This is a genomic window from Archaeoglobus neptunius, assembly GCF_016757965.1.
Taxonomy (GTDB): Archaea; Halobacteriota; Archaeoglobi; order Archaeoglobales; family Archaeoglobaceae; genus Archaeoglobus; species Archaeoglobus neptunius.
On the sequence record NZ_JAEKIW010000002.1, the window covers coordinates 164,914 to 189,958 of the forward strand.

General features: G+C 46.2%; 28 protein-coding genes and 1 pseudogene. 6 read left to right on the top strand and 23 right to left on the bottom strand.

Annotation, left to right across the window (positions count from 1 at the left end; genetic code table 11):
• The 4 genes from cbpB to JFQ59_RS02140 all read right to left on the bottom strand — a co-directional run bounded on the left by cbpB (window position 1) and on the right by JFQ59_RS02140 (window position 3,977).
• Window positions 1–1,230 carry a peptide-modifying radical SAM enzyme CbpB gene (gene cbpB, locus JFQ59_RS02125; protein WP_202318758.1) on the bottom strand — a complete coding sequence of 410 codons (1,230 nt, stop codon included), beginning with the start codon at window positions 1,228–1,230 and terminating at the stop codon, window positions 1–3.
• A 14-nt stretch (window positions 1,231–1,244) separates the two neighbouring features.
• Window positions 1,245–1,328 (bottom strand): modified peptide precursor CbpA, encoded by an 84-nt coding sequence (cbpA, locus tag JFQ59_RS12740; protein ID WP_202318797.1) that lies wholly within the window; start codon window positions 1,326–1,328, stop codon window positions 1,245–1,247.
• A gap of 71 nt (window positions 1,329–1,399) precedes the next feature.
• On the bottom strand, window positions 1,400–1,699 hold the full coding sequence (locus JFQ59_RS02135) for a hypothetical protein (RefSeq protein ID WP_202318759.1): 300 nt from the start codon (window positions 1,697–1,699) through the stop codon (window positions 1,400–1,402).
• Window positions 1,686–3,977, bottom strand: coding sequence for a penicillin acylase family protein (locus JFQ59_RS02140; RefSeq protein WP_202318760.1), 2,292 nt, complete (start codon window positions 3,975–3,977; stop codon window positions 1,686–1,688). Before JFQ59_RS02140 ends, JFQ59_RS02135 begins: the two co-directional genes overlap by 14 nt.
• A gap of 100 nt (window positions 3,978–4,077) precedes the next feature.
• On the opposite strand from JFQ59_RS02140, the gene JFQ59_RS02145 reads away from it, so the two are divergent.
• From JFQ59_RS02145 to JFQ59_RS02155, 3 genes are read left to right on the top strand one after another with little or no spacing between them, the layout of a single operon-like run.
• Window positions 4,078–4,887 (top strand): alpha/beta hydrolase, encoded by an 810-nt coding sequence (locus JFQ59_RS02145; RefSeq protein ID WP_202318761.1) that lies wholly within the window; start codon window positions 4,078–4,080, stop codon window positions 4,885–4,887.
• Between the two features lie 4 nt (window positions 4,888–4,891).
• Complete coding sequence (locus tag JFQ59_RS02150) at window positions 4,892–6,355, top strand: xylulokinase (protein ID WP_202318762.1); 1,464 nt, start codon at window positions 4,892–4,894, stop codon at window positions 6,353–6,355.
• 1 nt (window position 6,356) lies between these two features.
• Window positions 6,357–7,580, top strand: a complete 1,224-nt coding sequence (locus JFQ59_RS02155; protein WP_202318763.1) for a 2,3-bisphosphoglycerate-independent phosphoglycerate mutase — start codon at window positions 6,357–6,359, stop codon at window positions 7,578–7,580.
• Window positions 7,581–7,603: 23 nt separating this feature from the next.
• On the opposite strand, the gene JFQ59_RS02160 is transcribed toward JFQ59_RS02155, so the two are convergent.
• The 5 genes from JFQ59_RS02160 to JFQ59_RS02180 form a co-directional block, all read right to left on the bottom strand.
• A complete protein-coding gene (locus tag JFQ59_RS02160; protein ID WP_202318764.1) occupies window positions 7,604–7,933 on the bottom strand; it encodes a P-II family nitrogen regulator in 330 nt (109 codons plus the stop codon).
• Entirely contained in the window at window positions 7,930–9,096 is a 1,167-nt protein-coding gene (locus JFQ59_RS02165) for an ammonium transporter (RefSeq protein ID WP_202318765.1), read from the bottom strand. The genes JFQ59_RS02160 and JFQ59_RS02165 overlap by 4 nt, the downstream gene beginning before the upstream one ends.
• 103 nt (window positions 9,097–9,199) lie before the next feature.
• A complete protein-coding gene (locus JFQ59_RS02170; RefSeq protein ID WP_230972209.1) occupies window positions 9,200–9,898 on the bottom strand; it encodes an MBL fold metallo-hydrolase in 699 nt (232 codons plus the stop codon).
• Between the two features lie 13 nt (window positions 9,899–9,911).
• Window positions 9,912–10,250 carry a P-II family nitrogen regulator gene (locus JFQ59_RS02175; RefSeq protein ID WP_202318767.1) on the bottom strand — a complete coding sequence of 113 codons (339 nt, stop codon included), beginning with the start codon at window positions 10,248–10,250 and terminating at the stop codon, window positions 9,912–9,914.
• Complete coding sequence (locus JFQ59_RS02180; protein ID WP_202318768.1) at window positions 10,247–11,662, bottom strand: ammonium transporter; 1,416 nt, start codon at window positions 11,660–11,662, stop codon at window positions 10,247–10,249. Before JFQ59_RS02180 ends, JFQ59_RS02175 begins: the two co-directional genes overlap by 4 nt.
• A 130-nt stretch (window positions 11,663–11,792) precedes the next feature.
• Between JFQ59_RS02180 and JFQ59_RS02185 the strand changes: the two genes are divergently transcribed.
• Entirely contained in the window at window positions 11,793–12,317 is a 525-nt protein-coding gene (locus JFQ59_RS02185) for a ribbon-helix-helix protein, CopG family (RefSeq protein WP_202318769.1), read from the top strand.
• On the opposite strand, the gene JFQ59_RS02190 is transcribed toward JFQ59_RS02185, so the two are convergent.
• The 12 genes from JFQ59_RS02190 to JFQ59_RS02240 all read right to left on the bottom strand — a co-directional run bounded on the left by JFQ59_RS02190 (window position 12,314) and on the right by JFQ59_RS02240 (window position 21,421).
• On the bottom strand, window positions 12,314–12,880 hold the full coding sequence (locus JFQ59_RS02190) for a CDP-alcohol phosphatidyltransferase family protein (RefSeq protein WP_202318770.1): 567 nt from the start codon (window positions 12,878–12,880) through the stop codon (window positions 12,314–12,316). The genes JFQ59_RS02185 and JFQ59_RS02190 overlap by 4 nt on opposite strands.
• Before the next feature lies 1 nt (window position 12,881).
• Entirely contained in the window at window positions 12,882–13,460 is a 579-nt protein-coding gene (locus JFQ59_RS02195; protein WP_202318771.1) for an Lrp/AsnC family transcriptional regulator, read from the bottom strand.
• Between the two features lie 109 nt (window positions 13,461–13,569).
• The gene (locus tag JFQ59_RS02200; protein ID WP_202318772.1) at window positions 13,570–14,694 is read right to left on the bottom strand and encodes an ABC transporter permease; all 1,125 of its coding nucleotides are present in this window, start codon (window positions 14,692–14,694) and stop codon (window positions 13,570–13,572) included.
• A gap of 1 nt (window position 14,695) precedes the next feature.
• Complete coding sequence (locus JFQ59_RS02205) at window positions 14,696–15,376, bottom strand: ABC transporter ATP-binding protein (RefSeq protein WP_202318773.1); 681 nt, start codon at window positions 15,374–15,376, stop codon at window positions 14,696–14,698.
• A complete protein-coding gene (locus tag JFQ59_RS02210; protein ID WP_202318774.1) occupies window positions 15,373–16,734 on the bottom strand; it encodes a COG1361 S-layer family protein in 1,362 nt (453 codons plus the stop codon). Before JFQ59_RS02210 ends, JFQ59_RS02205 begins: the two co-directional genes overlap by 4 nt.
• On the bottom strand, window positions 16,722–16,892 hold the full coding sequence (locus JFQ59_RS12395) for a hypothetical protein (RefSeq protein ID WP_230972210.1): 171 nt from the start codon (window positions 16,890–16,892) through the stop codon (window positions 16,722–16,724). The genes JFQ59_RS02210 and JFQ59_RS12395 overlap by 13 nt, the downstream gene beginning before the upstream one ends.
• Window positions 16,893–17,090: 198 nt before the next feature.
• Window positions 17,091–18,260 (bottom strand): APC family permease, encoded by a 1,170-nt coding sequence (locus JFQ59_RS02215; RefSeq protein ID WP_202318775.1) that lies wholly within the window; start codon window positions 18,258–18,260, stop codon window positions 17,091–17,093.
• Between the two features lie 225 nt (window positions 18,261–18,485).
• On the bottom strand, window positions 18,486–18,926 hold the full coding sequence (locus tag JFQ59_RS02220) for a hypothetical protein (RefSeq protein ID WP_202318776.1): 441 nt from the start codon (window positions 18,924–18,926) through the stop codon (window positions 18,486–18,488).
• A 186-nt stretch (window positions 18,927–19,112) separates the two neighbouring features.
• The gene (locus tag JFQ59_RS02225) at window positions 19,113–19,853 is read right to left on the bottom strand and encodes an NAD(+)/NADH kinase (RefSeq protein WP_202318777.1); all 741 of its coding nucleotides are present in this window, start codon (window positions 19,851–19,853) and stop codon (window positions 19,113–19,115) included.
• Window positions 19,850–20,608, bottom strand: a complete 759-nt coding sequence (locus JFQ59_RS02230) for an inositol monophosphatase family protein (protein ID WP_202318778.1) — start codon at window positions 20,606–20,608, stop codon at window positions 19,850–19,852. Before JFQ59_RS02230 ends, JFQ59_RS02225 begins: the two co-directional genes overlap by 4 nt.
• A 14-nt stretch (window positions 20,609–20,622) precedes the next feature.
• Window positions 20,623–21,174, bottom strand: coding sequence for a diacylglycerol/polyprenol kinase family protein (locus JFQ59_RS02235; protein ID WP_202318779.1), 552 nt, complete (start codon window positions 21,172–21,174; stop codon window positions 20,623–20,625).
• Window positions 21,167–21,421, bottom strand: a complete 255-nt coding sequence (locus tag JFQ59_RS02240; protein ID WP_202318780.1) for a UPF0147 family protein — start codon at window positions 21,419–21,421, stop codon at window positions 21,167–21,169. The genes JFQ59_RS02235 and JFQ59_RS02240 overlap by 8 nt, the downstream gene beginning before the upstream one ends.
• A gap of 55 nt (window positions 21,422–21,476) precedes the next feature.
• Here JFQ59_RS02240 and JFQ59_RS02245 point away from each other — a divergent pair, with 55 nt between their 5' ends.
• Complete coding sequence (locus JFQ59_RS02245) at window positions 21,477–21,833, top strand: Sjogren's syndrome/scleroderma autoantigen 1 family protein (RefSeq protein ID WP_202318781.1); 357 nt, start codon at window positions 21,477–21,479, stop codon at window positions 21,831–21,833.
• Between the two features lie 35 nt (window positions 21,834–21,868).
• Window positions 21,869–22,852 (top strand): tetratricopeptide repeat protein, encoded by a 984-nt coding sequence (locus tag JFQ59_RS02250; protein ID WP_202318782.1) that lies wholly within the window; start codon window positions 21,869–21,871, stop codon window positions 22,850–22,852.
• A gap of 12 nt (window positions 22,853–22,864) precedes the next feature.
• Here JFQ59_RS02250 and JFQ59_RS02255 read toward each other — a convergent pair whose 3' ends face one another.
• Both JFQ59_RS02255 and JFQ59_RS02260 read right to left on the bottom strand, forming a co-directional pair.
• Window positions 22,865–24,820, bottom strand: coding sequence for a type II secretion system F family protein (locus JFQ59_RS02255; RefSeq protein WP_202318783.1), 1,956 nt, complete (start codon window positions 24,818–24,820; stop codon window positions 22,865–22,867).
• A 1-nt stretch (window position 24,821) separates the two neighbouring features.
• A pseudogene (locus JFQ59_RS02260) lies at window positions 24,822–25,045 on the bottom strand (secretion system protein E); the annotation flags it as partial.

A 25,045-nucleotide genomic window follows, 5' to 3' on the forward strand; every position in this document is an offset into this window, starting at 1 on the left:
CTATTTTTTAATTTCGTATATTTTCCTGAGATTTTCAAGTTTCAGCACGTGCTCAACGTCTCCTCTCTCAATGACTCTGAAGGCATGCCTTACCATTTCCTTGTAGAACTCACAGTAGGGGCTTTTTGCATACATGGTTTTGTGCTCAGCATAGATTTCTGCAGGGCATGGAGAACCGCAGAGATGTCTGAATGTGCAGTCCATGCATTCCGGAATTTTTTCAACGATTCTTTCCCTGATGGGGCAGAAGATATCCAAAATTTCTTCCAGGTTGGATAGCATTGAAATATCAGCCCTGAACTCATCCATGCCTATGAATTCGCCACATGGATAGATTCCATCAACACTTATGGCGAAAAACCTTCTTCCGGCGCCACAGGGAGAGATGTCGCACTGAAGAACTCTGGAAGTTGGGGCGAACAACCCAAGGAGAACGTTTGCAAAATCTCCTATTACTATTCTTTCGCCTTCTCTGGTGTGCTCAATGGCCCGGTCAACAGCTTTTATGTAATACCTTTCAAAACCCTCAGGAGGTCTGAGCTCCCTACCACCCTCACTTGTCCCTCTTACCGGATTTGCAAGCAGTATCTCAACCTTTCCTGCAAGAAAGTCGACCAGTCCATCGAGATGTCTGTAGTTGTACACGTTTACCGTTGCTATGATGTTCAGGTTCCTGTACCCATTGAAATACTCCAGTGCATTTAAAACAGCCCTGTAGTGTCCCTCACCTCTGGTTGTTTCGTCAACCTCTCTGATGTGGCTGTCAAAGGAGATTCCCACACTCACGTTGTTTTTCATCAGAAATTCCGCATCCTCCTCGCTAAGAAGCGTTGCATTCGTCTGTATGCCGAATTTAAAATTGAACTCCTCAATTGCTTTGAAAATGATATCTTTTACAATTAGAGGCTCCGCACCGTGAAATATCACCCACTCCACGTTCTCCAGCCTGTTAAGGATATCCTCGAGAGTTTCATAATCAAAACTTCTCCCTCTGGCCCTGATCTCACCGGGAATGTAACAGTAAGGACAGTTTCGGTTGCACTTCTCTGTGGGGTTGATGTAAACGGTGGTTGGATTGATGGCGAATCTGTATCTCTCCATTTCCTTCAAAAACTTGTCTCTGTTCTTCTCAAAGAGTTTTTCTGCAATTTCGCTTCTATCTATAACCCAGAAACATGTGTTGGGGTCAAGATAAGCCTTAAAACTTCCAAGATCTATTTCCTCCAGCATGCCATCACCAAAAATTAAAATGGTGAACTTTCGTCCAGAGCCACGTAATGCGTGAGCCCACCTTCCGGTTTGCACTCGTATCTTGCTGCTATCACCATGATCGGGAGTATTCTGACCGCTTAAAAATTGTTGCTTTTGTTATACACATGTAATACAAAAAAAGTTGAATTTAAATAGCTCTTGAAACCTCTGAACTAAACCCGGCGCTCAGTGTTGCGAGTGCCACTGATATCAGCAGGCTTATATAGGTTAAGGGCAGGCCGATAAACCGTGAAAAGTCAAAAATGAAGAATGCGTAGGCGATGAACAGTGCCCACACCGTAACACCAAAGACGAAGCCCATGAGCATCCCTTTTCTCAGATTCTCGGTAGACCAGCCAATCAGTGCTGCGCCAAGCACTATTCCGGCCCAGTGGAGAATCGACAGTACTATACCTGCAGCAAATGCGACAATTCTAGCCAAATTCAATTACATCACCTCTCAGAGAGAAATCACACACCTTGTACTCACCACTGGCCCACAAATCAAGTTGATCGCTGTAGTGTTTCGAGAGGAAAAATCCGGAGTTGCCGCCGGGGATAACGCAGTAATTTTTGTCAAAAGTGACGATCATTCTCCAGCTACTTCCGGCCTGCGTCCCCTCCCACCCGGTACGGCGGAAGTTGAAAACCGTGTAGTCAGAACCACTCATCGGCATCCGTCTGTAGTCAAAGAAGTTAACCACACCGCTGAACGCATGCTTTATGTTTAGAACATTTAGATCGCCGTAAGTCTTGTAACCTTTCTCTTTTATCTCCTTAACAGCCATTTTCAGTGCCCTGGCTGCGATGTCGTCTCTATTTTCAACGGCTTCTGTTCTCTTGTCGTCGTACCACGGGCTATCGGGCGGGAGATTCTGAAGCACATAGAGTCGGGGATAAAAGCTATCATCAAGACCAGCGGAGTAGAATTCATCTCCGAATGTCTCGTTAACGAAGTACTTCAGCCACAGTGAGAATATCAGGGCCCCTTCCGAATCTTTCTCCATTCTGTAGTCCCAATTTTCAAGTTTTTCAACGTAGTCCTTCAGACCAACCATTTTGTCCTTGGCTTCCAGTATGAACGGTACAAAGTTCTCTGCAACCTTGGAGTAGGTATCTCTTTGCATTTTCATGAAGTAGTTCGCATCAACTTTGTCTGCCGAGTCTAACATCTCGTAAATCCTCATTGCTCTGTAGGGATCGGCGAAGTACATGGAGTCTCCGAGGTAGTGTCTGTATCCGAAAACAACTCTCTGATTGGCTGTAGCCACGTAATCTGGATTTATAAGATGTGGAATCTCCTCGAATGGGATGAATCCCTCCCAGCTTGAAATTCCGTAGGGTTTGAATCCTTTCCACTCTCCATCACCATTGGAGCCGTTGAATATGATATTTCCGGGCACTTCTTTACCGTTTATGGTTCTTATGGGGTATTTTCCTGCCGGATAGTACATCGTGTTGCCGTAAATATCGGCGTAAACAACGTTCTGTGCGGGAACGTAGAATTCCTTCAGGCCCTTAATGAAATCCGACATGTTCCTCGCATAGTTGTAGTGATATATGGCCACCGCTTCCGGTGTTGCAGCCAGCCCCGTCCAGCTTACAGCAACCTTAATTCCGTACTTCTCCAAAACAGGTCCGTGAACTGTTTTCTCGACGATGACTTTCCTTTCCTCAAATCCATGGTCTGTTTTTACCCTTACCGTCTTCACAACTCTCTCGGGCTCAACCCATTTCCCCTTGTACAGGTACTTGCTTCCGTTCCAGACGTACTGGTAGAAATCAATGACATCTGCCCCTACATTTGTGAACCCCCAGGCGACGTTGTCGTTCCATCCAATTACAATTACCGGGATTCCCGGAAAAGTCACTCCCCTGACGTTCCATCCTCTTAGCTGCGTGTGCATTTCGTACCAGATCGGTGGTGCGAAAAGGAGAAGATGCGGATCGTTTGCCAGCATGGGTTTGCCCGTTGTGGTCTTGTTACCACTGACTACCCAGTTGTTCGAACCGCCTGTCCCCTCAAACTTTGAAACGTAATCAACAAACTTCTTGCTCAGGTTTGTTCGGATTATCGGGTAGTCATGTTTCAGTGATGGAGGGTAAAGTTCCAGTGCTTTTTCTCCGAGTTTTTGAACTATCAGGGCTCTTTTCAGATCCCAGAAGTTTCCGGTCAAGCCCCAGGCTATAGATTTGCTTATCAACAGGGTATCCACCGGGGTCCAGTTGTAGGGTCTGTAATTTGCAAGCTTGAACTCTGGAGCTGGCTCACAGGTTCTGATGCAGTAATTTACACCATCGCTGTAAGCTTCGAGCAGTTCAGCGACTTTCGGATCCTTCTTCTTTATAAGCTTCCATGAAGCTTCTGCTGAGCTGATAAAGTCCATTTTAACGTGAAACTCATCGGAATCAAAGAATTTTTCCCCAAAAACCTCGCTCAGCTCGCCCTTCATCATTCTACGGTAGAGGTCCATCTGGAACATCCTGTCCTTTGCCTGAACGTAGCCGACGGCAAATGCAAGAGCTTTCTCGTCATCCGCTGTTATGTGTGGAACGCCGTATTCATCGTAATAAACGGTTGCCCTTCCATAGGGACTGTTAACGTGCTTTACTGATGTTGTTTTCCATATACTACCGCTAAACGGTGCCAGGAGAGATATGTAGCTGTGGGCAATGGCGAAGAACACGAGGAGGAACACAAAAATTGCTACCGGCTTAAACTTCATGGTGTGACATTTGAAACAACATATTTATCATTTTCTATTCATAACGACTTGCTGCCCGGAGTCACGAAAAATTTTAATCTGAACCTGCAAATCAAAACCAATGCCGGTTGAGTTCACGCTGCAAACTGACGACGGCCTTCGGCTTTATGGGAGAAGATGGGACGTAAGGTCTCCAAAAGCAGTAATCTGTCTCATCCACGGTTTGGGTGAACACTCCGGTAGGTATCAGCATGTTGCCGAGTTTTTTAACAGGCATGGTTACTCATTTGCCGCTTTCGATCTCAGAGGACACGGGAAGTCTGATGGAAAGAGAGGTCATGCGGAATATGAGAGGATTATGGAAGACATTGCATTGTTTCTTTCCAGCCTCGATTATGAATGTCCCAGATTTGTTTATGGACACAGTATGGGGGGAAATCTGGCCATTAACTTCATTCTGAGAAGAAGACCAAAAATCGCAGGAGCTGTGATATCTGCACCGTTTCTGGCATTGCACAAGGATCTGTCCACAGGTCTTAAGTTTCTTCTCAAATTCCTGAATGCTGTGGCACCGTCAATTTTGATTTCCAATGGCATCAATCCTGAATATCTCAGCAGAGATTTAAGGGTGGTGGAAGAATACGTAAATGACCCGCTCGTACACAACAAGATATCTCCGAGGCTTGTGTATCAGTTGATAGAGGCCGGAAAATGGGCTGTTGAAAATGCAGCTTCAGTTGACATCCCAGTTCTTCTTCTTCACGGTGATGAGGACAGAATCGTTTCGTATGGAGCGAGCAGGAGGTTTGCTGAAAGAGCAGGTTGCAAATTTATCTCATACAGGGGTTTTTATCATGAGCCCCACAACGAGGTTGAGAGGGAAAGGGTGCTGAAAGACATTCTGAGCTGGATTGAAGAGGTTCTGGGGTGATTGCATGTATGTACTCGGTATAGACGCTGGAACAACCGGAGTTACTGTTGGGGTTTATGATACAGAGGGCAATATTGTTGCCAAAAGCTATTCCGAGTTTGAAACTTACTATCCCAAACCCGGTTGGGTTGAACAGGATGCGGAACACTGGTGGAACAGCGTTCTGGATGCATGCAGACAGGCGGTGAAGATAGCCAGAGCCGGGGATCAGGTTGAGGCAATATCGATAGCCAATCAGAGGGAGACTGTTGTACCCGTGGGAAAAGATGGTGAGGCGATTTCAAGAGCAATAGTCTGGCAGGACAGGAGATGCAGAGAGGAAGTAGGGATGATAACGAGGGAGATGGGTGAGGAGAGATTGGCGGAGATTACGGGTTTGAAACCCGACCCCTATTTTACATTACCAAAAATTCTGTGGTGGGCAAGAAATAAGCCAGAAATCCTCAAAAAGGCGTGGAAACTCATGCTGGTCCATGACTATCTTGTTTACAGGTTAACAGGAGAAGTTGTTACCGACCACTCCAACGCATCGAGGACCATGCTCCTTGACTTGACCACAAGAAAATGGAGCGATGAAATAGCATCCGTATTCAGCATAGATCTCGATCTGATGCCGGATTTAAGGGCTTCCGGAGAGTACGTGGGTGAGACGAGGGGGAATGTGGCTGAAAAGCTCGGTATCAGGGGCAGACCTTCGGTGATTGTCGGTGGAGGCGATCAGCAATGCTCTGCTCTCGCCCAGGGTGTGGTTGAGGAGGGAAAGGTTAAGTCCACAACTGGCACCGGTACGTTCATGGTCGCTCCGGTAGAGCGGATCAGCGAATTTGGAGAGATAATATATTCAGCCCACGTCATTCCTGATGTGAATGTGGGGGAAGTCAGCATCTTCACCACAGGGAGTTTGCTGTCGTGGATTAAGAGATCTTTCTATCATGGAGAGGGTTACGATGTCCTGAACGTTGAGGCGGAAAGATCAGGAGCCGGAGCGAGAGGGCTGTTCGTCCTTCCCTTCTTCTCGGGAGCAGGATGCCCGCACTGGAATTCTGAGGCAAAAGGGCTAATAGGTGGTCTGACCCTTGCCCATACAAGGGGAGATATAGCAAGGGCTGTGATGGAGGCGGTAGCATTTGAGGTCAGGACGAACATTGAGGTCATGGAGAGAGGGGGAATAGTCGTGGAAGAGCTGAGACTGGATGGGGGTGCGGCAAATAGCAGACTGTGGAATCAGATTTTTGCTGATGTTACGGGCAAGAGGTGTCTGGTATCTTCTGATGTTGAGGCAACCGCTAGAGGAGCGGCAATTCTTGCTGCCGCAGGCACGGAAAATTTTAGTGGAATTTTCGATGCATTAAATTCGTTCATTCCTGATTTTTCAGAGGTTCTGCCGGATGAAAATGGGGTGAGGGTATATTCAGAGATTTATTCCGAGTACGTGAGGGTGAGGAATATGTACATCGGGAGGTGTTAGGATGCCGGTACTGCTGGTCATTATAGATGGCCTTTCAGACAGGCCTGTTGAAGGAAAAACACCGCTGAGCGTGGCGAAAAAGCCAAATCTTGATAGTATCGCTGAAATGGGGATAAACGGGATAATGGACACGATCGCACCGGGAATAAGACCCGGTAGCGACACAAGCCATCTTGCACTTCTTGGATACGATCCGCACAGATACTACACCGGGAGGGGGCCGATAGAGGCTGCTGGAGTTGGAATTGATGTTAAACCGGGAGACGTTGCATTTAGGGTCAACTTTGCGACTGTTGAAGGAGAGGGGAGTATTTTTGATAAAGTGGTCACTGACAGAAGGGCGGGTAGGATACAGAACACAGAGGAACTCATTATGGCGATTAGGGAGAACGTCAGTCTTCCGGTGGAATTCCTTATCGAAAGGGGAACGGGACACAGGGCAGCACTTGTTTTGAGGGGTGAAGGACTTTCAGACAGAATAACGGATACGGACCCGAAAACAGTGGGGAAGAGGGTGAAAAGATGCAAAGCTCTTGATACTGCTGCAGAGAGAACTGCGGAAATTGTCAACGAGTTCATGCAGAAGGCCCATGAGGTTTTGGACAGGCATCCGCTTAATGAGAAAAGAGCGGAGATGGGGTTGCCCAAAGCAAACGCTCTGCTTATACGTGGGTCCGGAGTTACACCGCATGTACCAAGCTTTAGCGAGAAATTCGGGTTAAGGCTGGCGGTTATAGCTGCAACCGCCCTCATAAAAGGGGTTGGTAGAATTGTCGGAGGAGAGGTTATAACACCCGAAGGGGCAACCGGAAACAGATATACGGACATCGGAGCAAAGATCAGGGCTGCTAAGGAAGCGGTCAAGAGGTATGACGTCGTTCTGCTGCATTTCAAGGCAACCGACGAGCTGGGTCATGATGGGGATTTTGAGGGCAAAAGGGATTTCATTGAGAAGCTTGATAGGCACATTTCCGATCTGCTGGAGCTTGACAGGGATGAGAACTGCCTGATTATCACAGCAGACCACTCAACACCGGTTAAGGTTGGGGAGCACACGGCCGACCCCGTTCCAGTTGTAATTCTGCACGAGGATGTAAGGGTGGATGAGGTAAGACATTTTTCAGAGTTCGAGGCTTACAAGGGTGGTCTGTGCAGGATAAGAGGCGGTGACCTGCTGAACATTGCTCTGGATCTGCTGAACATTGTGAAAAAATTTGGTGCATAAATTCCTATTTTTCGGAAAAAATTTTAGAATTCCACCTCTCCCGTCCTGATCCTCACTGACCTTTCGACCGGAATTACAAATATCCTTCCATCTCCGAACCTTCCTGTTCTGGCACTGGATATCACTGATTCTATTACCCTGTCAACCTCTCCGTCTTCAACCACTATTTCTATTTTCGTTTTTTGCAGCAGATCAACTTCCATTGTTCGTCCCCTGAATTGAAGTACTATGCCCTTTTGCTCTCCCCTCCCCCTAACTTCAGTCACAGTCATGGCTGTGAAACCTGCACTCTCCAGAGCTTTTTTGATATCATCGAGTTTCTCGGGTCTTGTAATCACCTCAACCTTCTTCATGTGTAGGCCACCTCCCCGTGCTGGGATATGTCAAGCCCAACGTATTCCTCATCTTCCTCAACTCTCAGCCCGACAGTCAGATCCACCACCTTTGCAATTATCAGCGTCATCACGAATGCGTAGATGAGGGCTGATAACGCACCAGCCAGTTGAATCACCACCTGCATCCCGTTTCCCGTTATCAGACCTTTCGCTGCGATACTGGCAAATATGCCGGTGGCAATTGCACCCCAGAATCCACCGACTCCATGCACGGCCCACGCATCGAGACTCTCGTCAATTCCCCTTTTAACTCTGAAAAGCATTGCTGAGTAGCAGAGGACGCCGGCGACACCTCCGATTACGAGGGCTGAAAGTGGGTCAACGTATCCCGCAGCAGGTGTGATCGCCACGAGTCCTGCAACTGCACCACTCGCCAAACCCAGGCTACCCGGCTTTCCTCTGATCCATGAGGCGAACATCCAGCTCAGAGCACCCATTGCTGCTGCTGTATTTGTTACTATGAATGCATTGCATGCTATTTCGTTTGCCTTCAGGGCACTTCCTGCGTTGAATCCAAACCATCCCAACCAGAGCAAAGCCGTCCCAATCAAAGTCATTGGTATGTTGTGCGGTTCAATGCTGTATTCTCCATAACCCGTTCTTCTGCCTACAAGCAGTGCCAGTGCAAGGGCACTGAAACCCGAGCTTATGTGCACCACCGTCCCACCGGCAAAATCCAGTGCACCCATTTTTGCGAGCCAGCCATTACCCCACACCCAGTGAGCGAGCGGATCGTAGACAAGAGTAGTCCACAGAATTCCAAATAGTAGAAAAGCAGATAGCTTGACCCTTTCTGCCATTGCCGATATTATTATGGCCAGAGTAATCGCTGCAAATGCCATCTGAAAGGCAACGAAACTGTAGTCAATCATATTCACATTTTTCAGTCCCAGGAAATTCAGACTGCCAACAATTCCATTGATGTCTTCACCAAAGGCTAGCGTGTAGCCCAGCAGTATCCACTGAACGCTCACGATCGCCAAAGCGACGAAGCACATTGCCACTGTTGACAGTACATTTTTGGATCTGACCATACCGCCATAGAAAAAACCCAGAGCTGGCGTCATCAGGATTACCAGGGCTGTTGAGGTCAGCAACCATGCAGTATCTCCACTCTCCATGTACTCAGAAAATCTGGCTCATATTAAAAAGATATTTAACAAAAACTCATAACTTTTCATAATTTCTCAGTATTGAACAAAATTTTCTAAAAAATTTTCAGTTCTATGACAAACCAAACATTTCGGCCAGATACTTGGCGTCGGGAAAAGCTCCTATCGTGTTTTCAATGGTTTTCTCGATGTCCATCTCAGCATTTCCAGAAATCCTGCCATGACCGGGTAATAGCAGATCAATCTTCATTGTTTTTATTCTCCTCAGGGAGTTGAAATATTCTCCAAGACTTCCGGATCTGTAAATTGTGGACAGAGTTCCACTTGAAAACAGGGTATCTCCTGAGAACAGAATTCTGTTTCTCGGCTCGTAGAGACAGATGGAGCCTGAGGTGTGTCCGGGGGTATGCAGAACTCTGAGAAACGAGCTGCCCAGATCTATCGCATCCCCGTTGTTCAGCCATACGTGAACCCTGTAGCCTACTGGCTTCTGGCCGTGGGTTCTACACATCATAACCTCATCGTCTCCATAGATTATTTTAACCGCTGCATGCCTGTGAGCCATGATTACGGAGTTCTCTTGGAGGAAGAGGTTTCCACCGATGTGGTCAAAGTGCTCATGTGTGTTGATAACAATATCAATATCCTTCACCTTCATACCAATCTCGCTCAACTCTCTCTCGAGTTTCGGGAAATCCCTTGCCGTTCCTGAATCTATAAGAACGTTAAGATCCGCAGTTATCAGGTAGCAGTGGCTGGAAAGCCTTCCCGGTTTTATCTGATAGATATTTTTATGGATTCTTCTGTACATAGGCATCAAAAAATTAAAGGGAGCCGTCTCCTCTCTCCCCCGTCCTGATACGGACGGCCTCCTCCACCGGAATTATGAAAATCTTTCCGTCGCCAGTATTTCCTGTGAAAGCAGAGCTTACTATCAGCTCAATCACTTTCTCCACGTCCTCATTTCTCACCACAAGCTCCAGCTTAACCTTCGGAAGCAAGTCGACCTCCATTGTTCTTCCTCTGAACTGTATCCGCATACCTCTCTGTTTGCCTCTTCCTCTTACTTCCGTCACGGTCATCCCATAGAACCCCTTTTTCTCCAGTGCCGCCTTCACGTCCTGAAATTTTTCGGGTCGCACTATGGCCTCAACCTTCTTCATCTATCGCCACCCCTCTTCATGGCAACTGGCAATCCAGTTTCCGCACAGACGAAGTTAGGATATGCTACTGCTGCGTGCTCTGCGATGTCAAGTCCGAGCATTTCCTCTTCGGGGCTGACCCTTATTCCGGTTACCTTCTTGAGTATCCAGAACAGCACCAGTCCACATCCAAAGGCCCAGGCGAAGTTCACCGCTGCTGAAATAATCTGCACAGTAAAGAATCCCGGGTTACCGTATAGCAGTCCGGTTACGTGTGGAGCCTCGGTTGTGTAGATACCGTAACTCCCATCGGCAAATAGGCCCAGAGCAATCAGTCCCCATGTTCCGGAGAATCCGTGAACCGGTATGGCACCAACAACATCGTCTATCCCTCTCCTCTCAAGCCACCAGTATCCGTAGGTTGCTATGAATCCCGCAATCGTGCCTATTATCACGGAAGCCCATGGCTGTACCCATGCGCAGGGTGCTGTTATTGCAACCAGTCCTGCTACAGCTCCGTTGCAGGTCATACCCACATCGGGCTTTCCGTTTCTCAACCAGGTGATTATCATTGCCGTCGTTGCTCCTGCTGCCGCCGCCAGATTCGTATTGGCAGCGATTATCGAAATTCTCAGTTCGTGAGCCGAAAGAGTTGAACCCGGATTAAATCCAAACCATCCGAACCAGAGTATGAATGTTCCTATCACTGCAAACGCTATGTTATGGCCGGGAATCGGTCTTGGATTCCCATTTTCATCATACTTGCCTATTCTCGGCCCTAAGAGCATTACTGCAGCCAGAGCAATGTAGCCACCGAGAGCATGAACCACTCCACTTCCAGCAAAATCTAAAGCTCCGTAACCCCCTCCGAGACTTGTCATGAACTCGCTGCTGCTTAACCATCCACCACCCCAGATCCAGTGGCCATAGATGGGGTAGATTATCGCTGAAACTATTATGCTGTAGATTATATAAACTGAGAACTTTGGTCTTTCGGCGATTGAGCCACTTACAATCGTTGCTGCTGTTGCTGCGAATACGAGCATAAAGAACCACAGTTCTATCGTCGAAACGTCATAGGCATCTCCAGCCAGAAACCATCCCGTTGTACCGACAATTCCATGCCAGTCAGTACCCATCATCAGTGCAAAACCAACCGCAAAGAAGGCCAGGCTACCAACTGCGAAATCCATCAGGTTCTTCATCATTACATTGGCAACGTTCTTTGCCCTTGAAAAACCGGCCTCAAGCATCGCAAAACCGGCCTGCATGAACATCACTAGAAAACCGCAAATCAGAACCCACACGAAGTCTACTGGCAGTTCTGGATTCTCCTTAAGAGTCTCTGCACCACTTGGATCTGCTCCGACTGTGGTGGTGAGTAACACCACCAGTAACAGCACCAAACCCGCAATACTCCCCGCACGCTTCATGTTCTCACACTCTCAGAAATACCGAAGTATTTTAAAAATTTTTTAATATTTTGTTGAATTTTCTAAGATTTTTTCACAAATGTTGTGAGTTACTCATAAAATTTTTAAACTACTCGATGCTTGAGTGATTATGCGAAATCCAGTAAGGGTAACAATTGCATTTGATGATGAAAGCTTCAGCATCTTTGAAGAGCTGAAGAGGAAACTGGGCGTGTCGCAGAGTGAGATTATCAGGCGTGTAATAAAATTCTACAGTGAATACATGTTTCTGGAAAGATTGGATAGGGAGAGGGTAGCAACATATGTTGAAATGCTTGCTGAAGGAGAGCACGTGATACTGGATATTGATCACTGGGTCTCATTTCTTGAGTTTCTGGAAACTCATCCGAATGAAAAGGAGTTCTGGAGATTGCACAAGGAGATTGCAGAAGCACATGCTGAGGAATTTAAAGGAAAAGATATGGAATACATTCTTAAGCGACTTGAAGCATGCAATTTTTTCAGATTGCAAATTAAGGAGAGGGAATACGTTCTGTTACTAAACCATGAGAAGACAAAAAAATTTGTAAGGGAAATGCTGGAGGTTGTTCTGGAGAAGATGGGATTCGAATATGAAATGAAGGAGGATCTGATGAAGCTCAGAATAAGAATTTAGGATTTTTCTTCTCTCATCTTGAAGTAGGTGTAGCCGACCCTGTGCACAGCAGTGATGTGACTTAAAACCGCAATTACCAGCACAGCCTCATAGATGTATCCCGTCAGCATTCCGATCAGGAGTATCAACAGCCTTTCACTTCTTTCCGCTATCCCGACATCACATTTCGGAATCACGTTCTCGGCTCTGGCCCTGGTGTAGCTTACAAGCAAAGCACCGCTCAGGGCCGCTGCTATGACGACCCAGTCCACACCGTAAATTCCGAGAGAAATGAAAAGCAGAACGTCAACGTATCTGTCAGTTACAGAATCCAGATACGCTCCAAAGTCCGTTTTCATGCCGGCAGTTCTTGCCAGAGCGCCATCAAGGAGATCGCAGATGCTGCTGATCATCACCAGGATGGCAGCAAAAAAGATCCTGCCCTGTACAATGTAGTATGCTGCAGCAAATCCAAAAATAAGTCCCAGTGCAGTGAGATGGTTGGGTTTGACACCTGCGCGCCCAAGCAGCGTTGCAACTGGCTTTGCCAGCTCGGTGGTGAGAGGTTTAATTTTGCTCAACATTTCATTTCCAGATTTTGCCCTTGTAGTGCCCTGTAACAGGGCAACCCAGGCAGAGGTCTATTCTCCAGTATTCGCAAGTTGTGCAGTTGACCTCTTCTCCGCAGGGTACGTTCCTGGACTTCTCAATGTACATTTTAACGGGCATTACCGCATCTTTCTCTGACCTTACAATTATCCCCGCTTCGACGTTGTACACTTCCGGTTCTGCCCTTATGTGCTTGTCAACTATCGCCTCGAGAGTTGTGAGGTCCTCGCCACTGAGGAAAAGGGTAAGATTTTTGTCTCCGGCAACAATAAAGCCGTTAAGGAAAAAAGGACACTTGGAAAGCTTTGAAAGTATCTCACTTGGTTTTTTGCACTTTACGTCCACCTTCAGCACGTAGAGTCCCGACTTTTTGATGTTCAGTCCGTATGCGTGACTTATAACTCCAAGCTCTTTCAGTTTCTTAATCCTGCTACCTACCGATGGCTGTGAAAGTCCCACCACCTTTGCAATTTCGCTCTGGGACATCTCAGGATCTTTTTCGAGCAGTTCAAGAATCATCCTGTCCTTTTCATCAATGTCTATAATCTTTGTCATTTTAAGACACCGAATAAATGTCGGTGACAACTTATAAAAAATTAGCGGAAATGCCAGAATATGAACAAAAAATTTAATAATTAAATACGTCCTGTAATTTTGTCCTGAACTACTCGAACCTCAGTGCCTCAATTGGCTCAAGTCTGCTTGCCTTCCACGCAGGATAGAGGCCGCTGATAATCGACGTTGCGACTCCTACCGAGAATCCCAGGATGATGTATAGGAGTGTTGAGGGCTGGAAAACGTAGGTCACATCCTTGAGTATGGCGTAGTCTATCAGATATCCCGCAATTATACTCAGCATACCACCGGTCACGCTCCCAATAATCCCGAGAATTAAAGCTTCAAGGAGAAATATTCTGAGAATTGTAGTTCTGTAAGCGCCGATTGCCCTCATAACTCCTATCTCCTTCGTCCTCTCGATGGTTGACATCAGCATTATGTTCAGTATGCTGACCCCGGCAACAAGAAGTGAGATTGAAGCAATTGCCATGAGGAATGTGTTAATCTGAGAAAATGCTTCCTCTATCCTGTCCAGAATTATTTTGAGATCGAAAACAACCACTTTTTCATCTCTGCTGTTCAACCTTTTTTCTATTTCCTTCTTCAGCTTCTCCACCTTTTCAATACTCTCAGCCCTTACGATCACCATGGTGTACCCTGCGTTGGAAACCTTTTCGAAGTCTTTGGGGGAGAGGAAAATGGCCGAGTTCGGATTTATGTCGAATCTTGCTCCGCTGTCCTCAAGTATGGCAGAAACTCTGAATTCTCTCCCGTTGATAGCGATCTTGGAGTTAACTCTGATTTTGGCAGCATCTGCAATCCTTTTTCCAATAACACAACTGCCCTTCAGCCTTATGACTCCCTTCTCAGCCTTGAACATTTCACCAACATCTTTCTCGTCCATCCCGTAAACGACCATGTATGCCCTTCTTTTTTTGGCCTCAACAAGTAAATAGTCAGATTTGATGGCGATGGCAGTATCGACATACGGGAGTTTTTTTATTGCGTTGATATCCTTCTCGGCAATGTACCTGTAGCCCTCCTGAGCATTGGGAGATACTATCAGCTCATTGGCCACATCCTCGAAATTGGAGAGGACAGTGGCCTTCAAACTCTCTCCAAAAATTCCAATTGCAGAAACAGCCATCACACCGATGAATATTCCAACTACAGCAAGCAAACTCCTGACCTTTGCCCTTTCAAGGTTTCTTTTAGCCAGCTCGAAGTACATGTTATCTCTCCACACTATCTATTTTCCCGTCCTTCAACCTGATAATGAGGTTTCCGAATTTAGCAAGACTCGGGTCATGAGTTACAAGTATTACCGTAACGCCTCTATCCTCGTTCTGCTCCTTGATTATTTTCAAAACCTGCTCACCGGACTTTGTGTCGAGGTTTCCGGTTGGCTCATCGCAGAGAAGTATTTTTGGATCGTTTGCTAATGCTCTCGCAATCGCCACCCTCTGCTGCTGCCCTCCGCTCAGCTCGTTGGGTCTCCTGTTCATACCATCTTCAAGTCCAACAATGGTTAGAAGTTCTTTGGCCTTTCTCTCCCTCTCACCTCTGCCAACACCTCTGAATATCATAGGGAGTTCCACATTTTCAAGAGCCGTTAGAGTGGGAATGAGGTTGTAGCTCTGAAAAACAAACCCGATTGTATCTCTCCTCAGCTCTGTAAGTCTATTATCATCGAGATTTGCCGTTTCGACTCCATTTATCAGCACTTTTCCCGAAGTGGGTCTGTCAAGACACCCAATGAGGTGAAGGAGTGTTGATTTTCCGCTTCCCGAAGGGCCCATCACGATGACGAATTCACCGCTTTCAACTTCCATAGAAATTCCATCAAGCGCTCTAACCTCGTAGTATTCCGTTTTGTATATTTTGTACACGTCAAGAAGCTCAACAACCATCATTTCTTTAGCTGTCTGTATACTATGTACCCAACCACAGTTACCACGGCAACAGCGGCGATGGCCGATATTATAAGTGGTAGATTACTTGTTTCGACCTCACCTGGAAGCTCCTCTGCCAGATCTACGGTTTTATGGATTTCAAAGCTTTCCCCTATCGCATTTGACCAGCTAACCGTAATCAGCACACTCCTGTTACATTTCACCGGTAGATCAAAGCTCTGAAAGTCGGAAGGATCTATATTACCAATGAAATAGTCTGTCCGGTATTCACCACATTTTGCCACAGCATAGGCGTTGTAAACCGTGCTCCTACCATTATTGCTGACATCACCCGAAACACTCGTCTGCAGACCCTCTCTGTTAACCTTGATGTTTGTCAGCTTTACAGCGTAGGAATCAACTACATTAACGGAAAAACTTCTTTTTGTGGTGTAAACATTTCCAAACTGGTCACTGTAAGTCAGTATGAAGGTTATATTCCCGTTGCCGCTTTTTGATGGGCTGAATTTGAAATCCACCGTTTTACTCTCTCCAGGCTGCAGCATTGCAATCTCTGCAGGATAGGTGAAGGTTCCAAGCTCACTTTTCGCCCTGACTGTAAGGCCAGAAATTTCGTCATTTCTGAGATTGGTGATTTCAACGGGAATCGTTATTGAATCTCCAATGAAAAGTGATCTGTATGGTGGAGTTACGTTTAGCTCAACGTCCTTCGCCTTCAGCAGGTTTATTTTAACTACCTTCACAACCTCATGAAAGTTCCTCCCATTGTAGAATGATATCCTGAACCTGAGGGTATCACTGGTTGGAATGAACTTGAATGTGCCCTCTGCCCCACCATATACCGTGCCTATATAGGCAATTTTCGGAACGGCATTAAAGAGCGCCTCAACCTTAACGTCCTTCAGCTCAACGGGTGAAGAAACGTAGAATTTTAGATCATTGACCTCTCCTTCGTAGAGAGGGGATGTGATGACGAGGGAAGGAAAACTATCGTCAACCACAATCTGTATGTTCTGCGTTAAGCTACCGTTTTCCAGTGAAACGTCAACCTCAAGGTTGTACCGTCCTTTTTCATTGGCCTTTACGGAGAAGGATAGGGAATAACTGCCTCCAGGAGGAATTGTTCCAACACTGTAGATTGATTTCGGTTCAACTTTTAAATCATTTGACTTCAGAACCACTGAATTGACCGTTACGTCCTTTGTTGTGGGATTTGTGAGCGTAAGAGTAATGTCAGCGTAGTCTCCCGGCAGGAGGACTTCTGGTGTGATTGTATAGCTAACAGAAACACTGGCGGCGTATGTGCAGTGAATTACAGTCACAAAGAGCACGAATAGAGCAAGTATTAATTTTCGCATGACGTATCACCTTCGTGGCGTTCATCTGGCCCTTCAGATCCGGGCTGGTAAAATGCAGACGGGTTTAAATTACTCGGTTTCATGCTATCAAGTGGATATGCTGCAATAAAACTTTTCTCTTTTTCGTCATTTGCCCCCAGAGTAACACCACTCTTCATCGCAGGCTCTGCCATCTCAGAGTGGCTGACCTCTGGGGGCCATGTCCCATGTCCGGGTTGCCCCATGCTCATCGTAAGGCCTTCGCCTCACTCCCAAGGGGACCTATCGACATGGTTTATCCCCGAGCTCGCAGAGAAGCTTCATCGTCGGCGCTGCCACCTCAGCCCCTTCCCCGATCGGGGACATTAATATATCATCTAATGAACTATTAATACCTTCACTCGGCGGAGAATGTAGATGACGGCTCCACTCACCAGCCATGCGATGGAGAGAAGAAGAGTGCTTGGATCTGCCCATGCGGCAAACATGATCGGTAGCAGCAGAAACGGGAGCAGAGCAGGATCTCTGAAAAGCTTAATGTAAGACATATTGGCTGCAACGATCATGAGTATGAAAAACAGACTGGAAACCTGAGCGAGAGACGAAACAGATGGAATTATGAGTATCAGGAAGGATACGATCACACCGGCGATAACGGCAGTAATTTTAACCTCGCAATCAAGCATGGCTGATGCAACTCTCGAAATGAGCAGTATCTGCCCGTTTACAACAGACATCGATCCGAGAACGACTGCAAGAATCACTAAGGGTGCCAGAGGTGGAAACAGCATTCTCGCAACCCTCTCGATGGGTGCAGAAGTTGTAGCGATATCTGCACTCGCAATTGCGATGGTTGTGAGCAGGAAGTAGATGGCTGTTGCAATCAGAACGGTAAACACCATCGCCGCCGGCAACATTTTCTCAGGGTTCTTCACTTCCCCGGCAACACTGCCCACAACCTCGAAGCCAGCAAATAATGTGTATATCAAAAAGGAACCTGCAAGAATGGGAGAGAATTCATCAACTGTCGGTAGTGGGATCGAAAATGTACTTTTAAAAATGCCTGCAAGAATCACGGAGAGAAAGGTTAAGACCACGAAGGATGTTAGCAGTTTCTGAGCCTTTGCAACGGACTCGATACCCACAACATTAAGGACTGTGAACAGGAAAATGAGAGCGAGAGATGTCGGCATGCGTGATAGCGGGACTAAAACGCTCAGGTAGTCTGCAAAGCCGAGTGATACGAAAGCTGCCGCAGAAGCTGCTGAGAGACAGAAGCTCCACCCCACAATGAAAGCTACTCCACTACCAAAAGCCCTCTCAACGAAAACGTAAAATCCCCCGGTTTCTGGAAAAGATTGGGCGAGTCTTGCATGGGCAACCACCGTGAACAGAAGGATTAACCCGGTAATCAGAAAGGAAATCGAAGCGAATTTACCCGATGTTTTTACAAGCGGTGCGATAACGGTGAATATCCCCGGCCCGATTGTTGATCCCACGCCAATTGCTATTGCATCCCAGAACCCAAGCACTCTCTTTTCAGTCAATGTAATCTCCTCCAGACATCGTAACACTCACAGTACGGTCGATTTTCAAATATACTCCACAACCACGGTGGCCTGTATTCTCCTAAGGACCACAGGTAGTGTAGCAGAGTATCCTCCTGAATCGTGGCCGGCTCCAGAGATGCTGTGTCAACGCCCACACTGAATGTATACCTAATGGAAGAGATGGCATCGTTGATCGATTCTTTTTCACTTATGAACGGTGGTTTAAGTAGTACGTAAGCTTGCAACTTCTAATTTTTTGCCTCCTAAAATTTCTACCGCTGATCGTATTTTATACTCTGAGATATACTCGGGTCTGGACTCCACAACAACCACTTTTAATTTTTTACAACAACTAAGCTTTTCAAGTATTTTTAATCGTATGTGCTCCGGTAGTTCTCGGTCGTTGAAGAAGGACCCATTGTTATAGAGATTTATAACGGAATATCTGTCCAACCTGTATTTTTTGTAAGTTTTGATAAACGCAGTAAATATTTCCTCGGGTGTTAAAACAACACTAAAACCTTGAGAAAGGTAATGCCCGCACATGTTACATCCAGCGCCCCAAAATGCCCATTCGCACCCTAAGGAGGGGAGATAGACTACCAGCCTTTTAACACAATCTCCATCATAAAATTCTTCTCTTATATCAACTACACACTCCATCTCTCGTTTATTTGTGCTCGATACGCTCGACAACCTACCCGCTCTCAGTCTTCTGAATTCTTGGATTCGTTTCAGCGCTGAAGATACTTGCACACATAACTCACGGCAGAATGGCTTATATATTTTGCTGTGAAACCTCAAGTAACACAATTTAGCAATTCTCTGAACAAAGGTCAGCTTTGTGTATTACTCAATATTCCTGACCTTCCTGAACAGCTCTGAAATTCTCAATTCTTTTTTGAAAAAGACTGCCGGATGATCAGATTTGCGGATTTGAACATTGCCTCTCACCTCCACACTGCTCTGTCCATCTGCAATCAGTATGGCCTCCTCGATGCTGATCTCAATCTTTCTGTTCATACTCACAACAAAGGGCTTCCAGCCGAACCTGAAGGGTGCAATCGGCACGATAATGATGGAATCGAGGTAGGGATCCACAACCGGCCCCCCTGCTGAGAAAGCATAGCCGGTGGAGCCGATCTGAGTTGCAACAATCATACCATCACACCTCAGCCTGTCAACCTCAACTCCATCAAGACGGATTTTGACATCCATCATCTTACCCGGTTGTCTGCTTAATATCGCAAATTCGTTTAGTGCGAGAGTATCATGGCAGACAAGTCTCGGAAACTCCTCTATTTCAAAATTTTTTACAGCCTCGTGCAGCTTCTCTTCAAAGTTGTCGGGTGTTGAATGTGTCAGCAGTCCAATTTTACCCGTGTTTATTCCGAAAATTGGAGGACAGTTCTTAATTTTCTGAAGAATTCTTAGAATTGTTCCGTCTCCACCAATGCTGACGATGAAGTCGTAACTTTCCAGCTCCTTTGAAGGTGAGCTGAATGATTTAAAGGAGATATCCATTTCTTCAATAGCCTTCTCCACCCTGCTGAGAATCCCATCAGTCTTGTAAACAATTGCAGCCCTCATCTTATCAGCTCCAGAAGCTTGGGGTGAAGCTTCTCGTTTGCTGCCACGATCTTAAGTCGTTCCTGCATATCAAATTTTTTATCTCCGAGGTCTTTTCCGGTATCGTCAGTAACCTTTGCCCCAGCTCTCTCCGCTATGAAGATTCCTGCTGCGGCATCATATATTCTCAGCATTCCGTTCTGCCTGATATCTATAAAGCAGTCAAAAGATCCTTCGGCGAAAAAGCAGAGTTCTGTGGCAGCACTCCCGAAAATTCTCATTCTTCTGAAGGGATACCTTTTATCCGGATAGTAGATTATTGCATTGCAGTAAAGGGAATTCTCGTCGCTTACAGCGATCTTTTCTCCGTTCCTGTAAGCTCCGCTAAAATCTGCGTAATATTCATCTCCCGTTGCCAGGTTGAAAACGTATCCGAAGAACGCATCTTTAAGTCTGTCTGATCTGGAAAAGCACAGGCTGATCGAATAGATCGGTACCCCCCTAGTGGCATTGAAGGTGCCATCAAGAGGGTCAAGGGCGACGAAGATGCTTCCGCTTCCGATCACTCCTGACTCTTCTGTTACCACCGTTACGTCCTCTTCTTTGAGAATCTCAATGGCTATTTCCTCAGCGACTCTGTCAGCAGCCTTTGTTGGTGTGCCATCTTTACCCATTCCAACGGTTTTCCTTCTTTCGTTCAGCGGGAGAGATCTCAGGGCATCCCTCACTCTCCCTGCAATATCTCTTGAAATTTTCAGCGCCCAATCTTCATCCATAAGGCCAGTAATTTTCAGGGCAAGAAATAGTTTACTGAATAGTAGGCAACTGCGGCTGTTATTGGAACCGTGATATTGTCCTGAAGATAGTGCCCTCTGACCCTCTCTATCCTCTCAACCATGGCTCCGGCAGAACATGCTACCAGGGAGGGGAAAGGCTTCAGTAAGAGTAAAGAGACGAGAAATGGCAATAGAAACATTACGATCGTTGCTGAGAGTCTGGAGTGGGGGAAATTGAGCCTCTTAATTATCCCACCAACCCCATCTCCCAGAATTGAAACAAGGATGGAAGCAAAACAGGCATCCACCGGAAAGAACAGAGTAACGAAAAATGCCGCAATACCAAAATATATGTATGCTCCAATTTTGTTTCTTTCGTATTCCCTGGCGATTGCTCCAAGAAGTCCGTATTTAAGCCTTAAAACTTCAAATACGGCAGAAAAAGTTAGTGCAGCAAAAATTCCGAGCAATACGACCTCTCTGCCAAGGTAAATGTATGCAGGTATATAGATAAGACCGGTAAAATGAATTGATTTACGGGCAATCTCTTTTTTAATCTCACTCAACTGAAATCCTCTCAAGCTGACTCGTGAGGTTCCATATCATTGTTCTAACGTGCATCGGCAGGTTCGGATCTGCCGATATGTCTTCCAGAATCGAGATTGCTGTTGCCGCTTCAAGGGAAACTTCATCCGTAGCGGTCAGTTTCTCTCTAATCTCGCTTGCCACTTTCCTAACATTTCTCGGCACGGTTTCATCATGGATGATTCTATCAAGCGTTTCCAGAACCTCTCCAAGCTCCTTCTTCGCCATGCTCACCACCTCGCAGAACTGGAAAGTTTTAATAGCTCGGACACGAAGTGATATCGTGAGTGATAAAAAAATTTCGGAAAAGGGCATTTCGGATGCAGCAGAATTGCTTTATAAAGGAGCAAAGATGCTTGCCTATAACTGTCCTGACTGCAAGCTACCACTTTTCGAGTTGAACGGAAAAATATTCTGTGCTTCGTGCGGGAAAGAAGCAGTTATCGAGGAAAAAGAAGAGGCAGAGGAGAATATTAAAGAAGAAACACCCGTTTCCGTCCACTCTGACATAACCAAGAAAATAGAGATGGCAATGTCAAAAATATGCGATATGATTGTAGAGTCGAAAGATGTCGGGGAGGTTAAGGAGCTTGCAGATTCTCTCGAAAAGCTTGCAGAGGTAGTTAAAAAACTGAGGTAGAAAAATATTTTATTCTCTGTATTTCTACTTGACTCATGGACAGAGTGACTGCTGGTATAATTGCGGTTGTCGCCTTAATTATTGTAATTGCGGGGTCGATTTGGTATTATTTCGGTTTACTGGCCTTGGTACGGTTGATACTCTTTACAGGATTCTTTGGACTGGCAGCCCTTTCCGCAATTTTTTCCGCAGTTTTAATCTACGCCAGATCAAAATATCTGATTCCAGCTCTAATTTCTCTGGTTTTTTCCGCTTACGCAGCCTACCAGTGCTATGCATGGCAGCATCCATATCACGTCGCAGTCATCGCCATCGGATACATCCTGGTTTTTCTTGCCGGTCTGTGGTGGATATCGGAGCCGGATCTGAGCCTTTACGAGAGGTTAAGGGGTGCACACTCTCTTGAAAAGGCCGGCAGGTTCAGAGCAGCGGCAAGAAAATACGAAAAAAAGGCCGATTACACCAGAGCAGCAGAATGCTACCTGAAAGCAGGACTGGCCGAGTCGGCGGCATGGTGCTATGAAAAAGCTGAAAAGTATGAGAAAGCTGGAGAGATTTACGAGAGACTTGCAGTCGAAAAAGGGGACAGTTACTACTGGAAGGAAGCTTATGAGATGTACAGAAAGGCAGGGGAGAATCTGAAAGCTGCGAAATGTCTTGAAAGATATGCCGAAGATGAACCCTGGTTCTGGGAGGATGTTGCCAGGATTTATGAAGAAAACGGAGATGAGGAAAACGCCAGAAGAGCGTGGATGAGGGCTCTGGAATACTACAGGAAGGAGGCCGAGGAGGACGGGGTATTCTGGGAGGATGTCGCCAAGATCTACGAAAAGATGGGTGATGTGGAAAGGGCAAGAGATGCAATGACTAAATTTGCAGAATACTGTGAAAACGAGGCTAAAAACGATCCAGCATGGTGGAAACACGTGGCAGAGGCATACGAACATCTTGGAGAAAAGGAAAAAGCCGAAAATGCCATGAAAAGATACAGCGAGTACAGGAGTAAGACAGAAGGCTGAAATTTTTAAAAATTACATGAGTTTGAATCCGAAAAGTATGCTGAAACCGACGTAGGCTATAACGAGCATTATAAAGGAGTGCTTTGCTCCGGAACTCAGGCTCCCCTCACCCATAACACCTGCAACCATTCCTGCGAATATTCCCTGGAATACAGCAGCGTGGAGGAACACATTTCTGTAGAGATTTACATCTACGCTTTGTAGCATGGTAAAACTCTGGCCGGTTGCCTGAACTTTGGCAGCACTTTCAGCAAGAGTTGATAGAAATGTGGATGAAATTACGTAAACGATGCCGATGAAGACAAAGAAGGCTATGTAGACTATAACAACGTACATGAACATGTTTGTCAGTCGTTCTCTCCTCAAAAGCTCTGCTCCTGTTGCATCCTTTGCCGATATCATCAAAACTTCCGTAACGTTGCCGGTTGACTTCAGGGCCTCATTTAGCAGGGTCATGGTTCGTGAGATCTCAAAGATCTTGAGCCTGTTCGCAAACCTGACCAGTGCATCGCTCAGACTTATTCCCCAGTCGAGGTCAGCCTTTATTTTTGCGATCTCCTTTTTTAAGGGACTCGTGTCGGTTTTTGCAATCATGCTGATCGCCCTGTATATCGGCATACCACTCTCGTTGGCGGATGCGAGCTTGCTGAGAAAAATCGGCGTCAGACGCATGTAGGTTTTAATTCCCCTCCTGCCCCATTCGTAGAAGAAGGCAAAAGGCGCCAGAATTATCATCAGGGAGATGAAAATATAGTCATCAATCGTAAAGAACCAGTTCTTTACGTCCATTCCCGGAATGTAGGGGTTCACTAGGATTCCGTATGTAACCATGATAACCGCTGCTGGGATTGAAAAGGCGAATGTGTAATACGGGTTGTCTCTTATCACTGCAAATGGGTTTTTGAGCCTCTTCTTTAGCTTGTATCTGTTCACCTTTTTCTTTATCTTTTTAACCTCTTCTTCATCAAGCTCTCCGGATCTCCTGATGTAGACGAACCTCTCCCTTAACTTGGGTGCCGACCCCTCCTCACCCGGAGTCAGGAGTTTTATCAACATTGCAAACATAAATGACCCTATCGGGATAACAAAGTAAATTATGGCGAATATCGCCACGTCGTTTGTCTGGCCCATAACTGACATGACCGTCTGGATGATTATCAGGAAAAGTGGACCTGCTACAAAGGCCGTGATATACGTTTCCGCCATCAGGCCAAGAAATTCAAGAAAACTCTTCTGATCCTGTCTTGCCCTCTCGAAGTAGAATTCTGCTCTCTCTTCAAAGTATCTCGTGATATCTCCGCCACTGTCAATTATGGTTATGAGTCCGTGTATGAATTCCTTGAAGTTGTCGGACGGAGAGTTGTCCACGGCCTCGGCAAGAGCAGTTCTCAGGTCTTTACCCAGCCCCTCAACCTCCCAGAGTATCCTTGAAGCCTCTCTGGAAACCTCTCCGTAAACCTCGTGGTTATCTGCAAGAGCTCTCAGAATCTGCACCAGACTCATCCCACCCTTGCTCAGAGAATACATGAATGTTATTGCATGCGGCAGGACACGATCGATCTTGCTTTTTCTGTCGCTTATAACTGTTGCGGGATATACCGTGAATATCAGATTTCCCATGTAGTAAAGAAGAAGAGTGATCCCGATTGCCAGAATACCGGCATAAACGAAAGGACGGTAGAACAGCCAGTAAGTAGCGAATGGCTCAGGAAGTTTTACCGGAAAGAGAGGAGGTATACCAACAAACTTCACGAGTATAACGGCGAGTATCAGCCCTATAATCGCCCCTATTATTCCAAAAAGGAGAGAAAACATTCTTGCTGTGGCGATATACATCTCAGGGGGCATTGAAATCATTGCTTTCTTAAGCGAGCGTTCAAGCTCGAAGTATTTATCTTCTTTTTTCCTTATTTCTTCCCCAAAGAGCTTGTATCCAATATAGGTTAACGAATTGGCCTCCTTAAACATGTTATCCCTCCGAAATGGCCTCCAGAACCTTATCTGGTTTTGTTTGGTAGGTGTGAATTATGTTGCTAACTCTTTTAAAATCCCTGATGTTGTGATTGAGCATAAACTCCAGCACCCTCTTCCTCCTGTCCAGCTCCTCATTCAGCTCCCTCACACTCCACCCCCTCTGCCTCCTTATCTCCTCCAGAGCCTTCGATGTTCCCACCATCGCATGCTCATCCTTAA

Bases quoted from the DNA above. Each gene is read 5' to 3' on its own strand.
- cbpB (WP_202318758.1), bottom strand. From the start codon at position 1,230: ATGCTGGAGGAAATAGATCTTGGAAGTTTTAAGGCTTATCTTGACCCC.
- cbpA (WP_202318797.1), bottom strand. From the start codon at position 1,328: ATGGTGATAGCAGCAAGATACGAGTGCAAACCGGAAGGTGGGCTCACG.
- JFQ59_RS02140 (WP_202318760.1), bottom strand. From the start codon at position 3,977: ATGAAGTTTAAGCCGGTAGCAATTTTTGTGTTCCTCCTCGTGTTCTTC.
- JFQ59_RS02145 (WP_202318761.1), top strand. From the start codon at position 4,078: ATGCCGGTTGAGTTCACGCTGCAAACTGACGACGGCCTTCGGCTTTAT.
- JFQ59_RS02150 (WP_202318762.1), top strand. From the start codon at position 4,892: ATGTATGTACTCGGTATAGACGCTGGAACAACCGGAGTTACTGTTGGG.
- JFQ59_RS02155 (WP_202318763.1), top strand. From the start codon at position 6,357: ATGCCGGTACTGCTGGTCATTATAGATGGCCTTTCAGACAGGCCTGTT.
- JFQ59_RS02160 (WP_202318764.1), bottom strand. From the start codon at position 7,933: ATGAAGAAGGTTGAGGTGATTACAAGACCCGAGAAACTCGATGATATC.
- JFQ59_RS02165 (WP_202318765.1), bottom strand. From the start codon at position 9,096: ATGGAGAGTGGAGATACTGCATGGTTGCTGACCTCAACAGCCCTGGTA.
- JFQ59_RS02170 (WP_230972209.1), bottom strand. From the start codon at position 9,898: ATGTACAGAAGAATCCATAAAAATATCTATCAGATAAAACCGGGAAGG.
- JFQ59_RS02175 (WP_202318767.1), bottom strand. From the start codon at position 10,250: ATGAAGAAGGTTGAGGCCATAGTGCGACCCGAAAAATTTCAGGACGTG.
- JFQ59_RS02180 (WP_202318768.1), bottom strand. From the start codon at position 11,662: ATGAAGCGTGCGGGGAGTATTGCGGGTTTGGTGCTGTTACTGGTGGTG.
- JFQ59_RS02185 (WP_202318769.1), top strand. From the start codon at position 11,793: ATGCGAAATCCAGTAAGGGTAACAATTGCATTTGATGATGAAAGCTTC.
- JFQ59_RS02190 (WP_202318770.1), bottom strand. From the start codon at position 12,880: ATGTTGAGCAAAATTAAACCTCTCACCACCGAGCTGGCAAAGCCAGTT.
- JFQ59_RS02195 (WP_202318771.1), bottom strand. From the start codon at position 13,460: ATGACAAAGATTATAGACATTGATGAAAAGGACAGGATGATTCTTGAA.
- JFQ59_RS02200 (WP_202318772.1), bottom strand. From the start codon at position 14,694: ATGTACTTCGAGCTGGCTAAAAGAAACCTTGAAAGGGCAAAGGTCAGG.
- JFQ59_RS02205 (WP_202318773.1), bottom strand. From the start codon at position 15,376: ATGATGGTTGTTGAGCTTCTTGACGTGTACAAAATATACAAAACGGAA.
- JFQ59_RS02210 (WP_202318774.1), bottom strand. From the start codon at position 16,734: ATGCGAAAATTAATACTTGCTCTATTCGTGCTCTTTGTGACTGTAATT.
- JFQ59_RS12395 (WP_230972210.1), bottom strand. From the start codon at position 16,892: ATGAAGAGTGGTGTTACTCTGGGGGCAAATGACGAAAAAGAGAAAAGT.
- JFQ59_RS02220 (WP_202318776.1), bottom strand. From the start codon at position 18,926: ATGGAGTGTGTAGTTGATATAAGAGAAGAATTTTATGATGGAGATTGT.
- JFQ59_RS02225 (WP_202318777.1), bottom strand. From the start codon at position 19,853: ATGAGGGCTGCAATTGTTTACAAGACTGATGGGATTCTCAGCAGGGTG.
- JFQ59_RS02230 (WP_202318778.1), bottom strand. From the start codon at position 20,608: ATGGATGAAGATTGGGCGCTGAAAATTTCAAGAGATATTGCAGGGAGA.
- JFQ59_RS02240 (WP_202318780.1), bottom strand. From the start codon at position 21,421: ATGGCGAAGAAGGAGCTTGGAGAGGTTCTGGAAACGCTTGATAGAATC.
- JFQ59_RS02250 (WP_202318782.1), top strand. From the start codon at position 21,869: ATGGACAGAGTGACTGCTGGTATAATTGCGGTTGTCGCCTTAATTATT.
- JFQ59_RS02255 (WP_202318783.1), bottom strand. From the start codon at position 24,820: ATGTTTAAGGAGGCCAATTCGTTAACCTATATTGGATACAAGCTCTTT.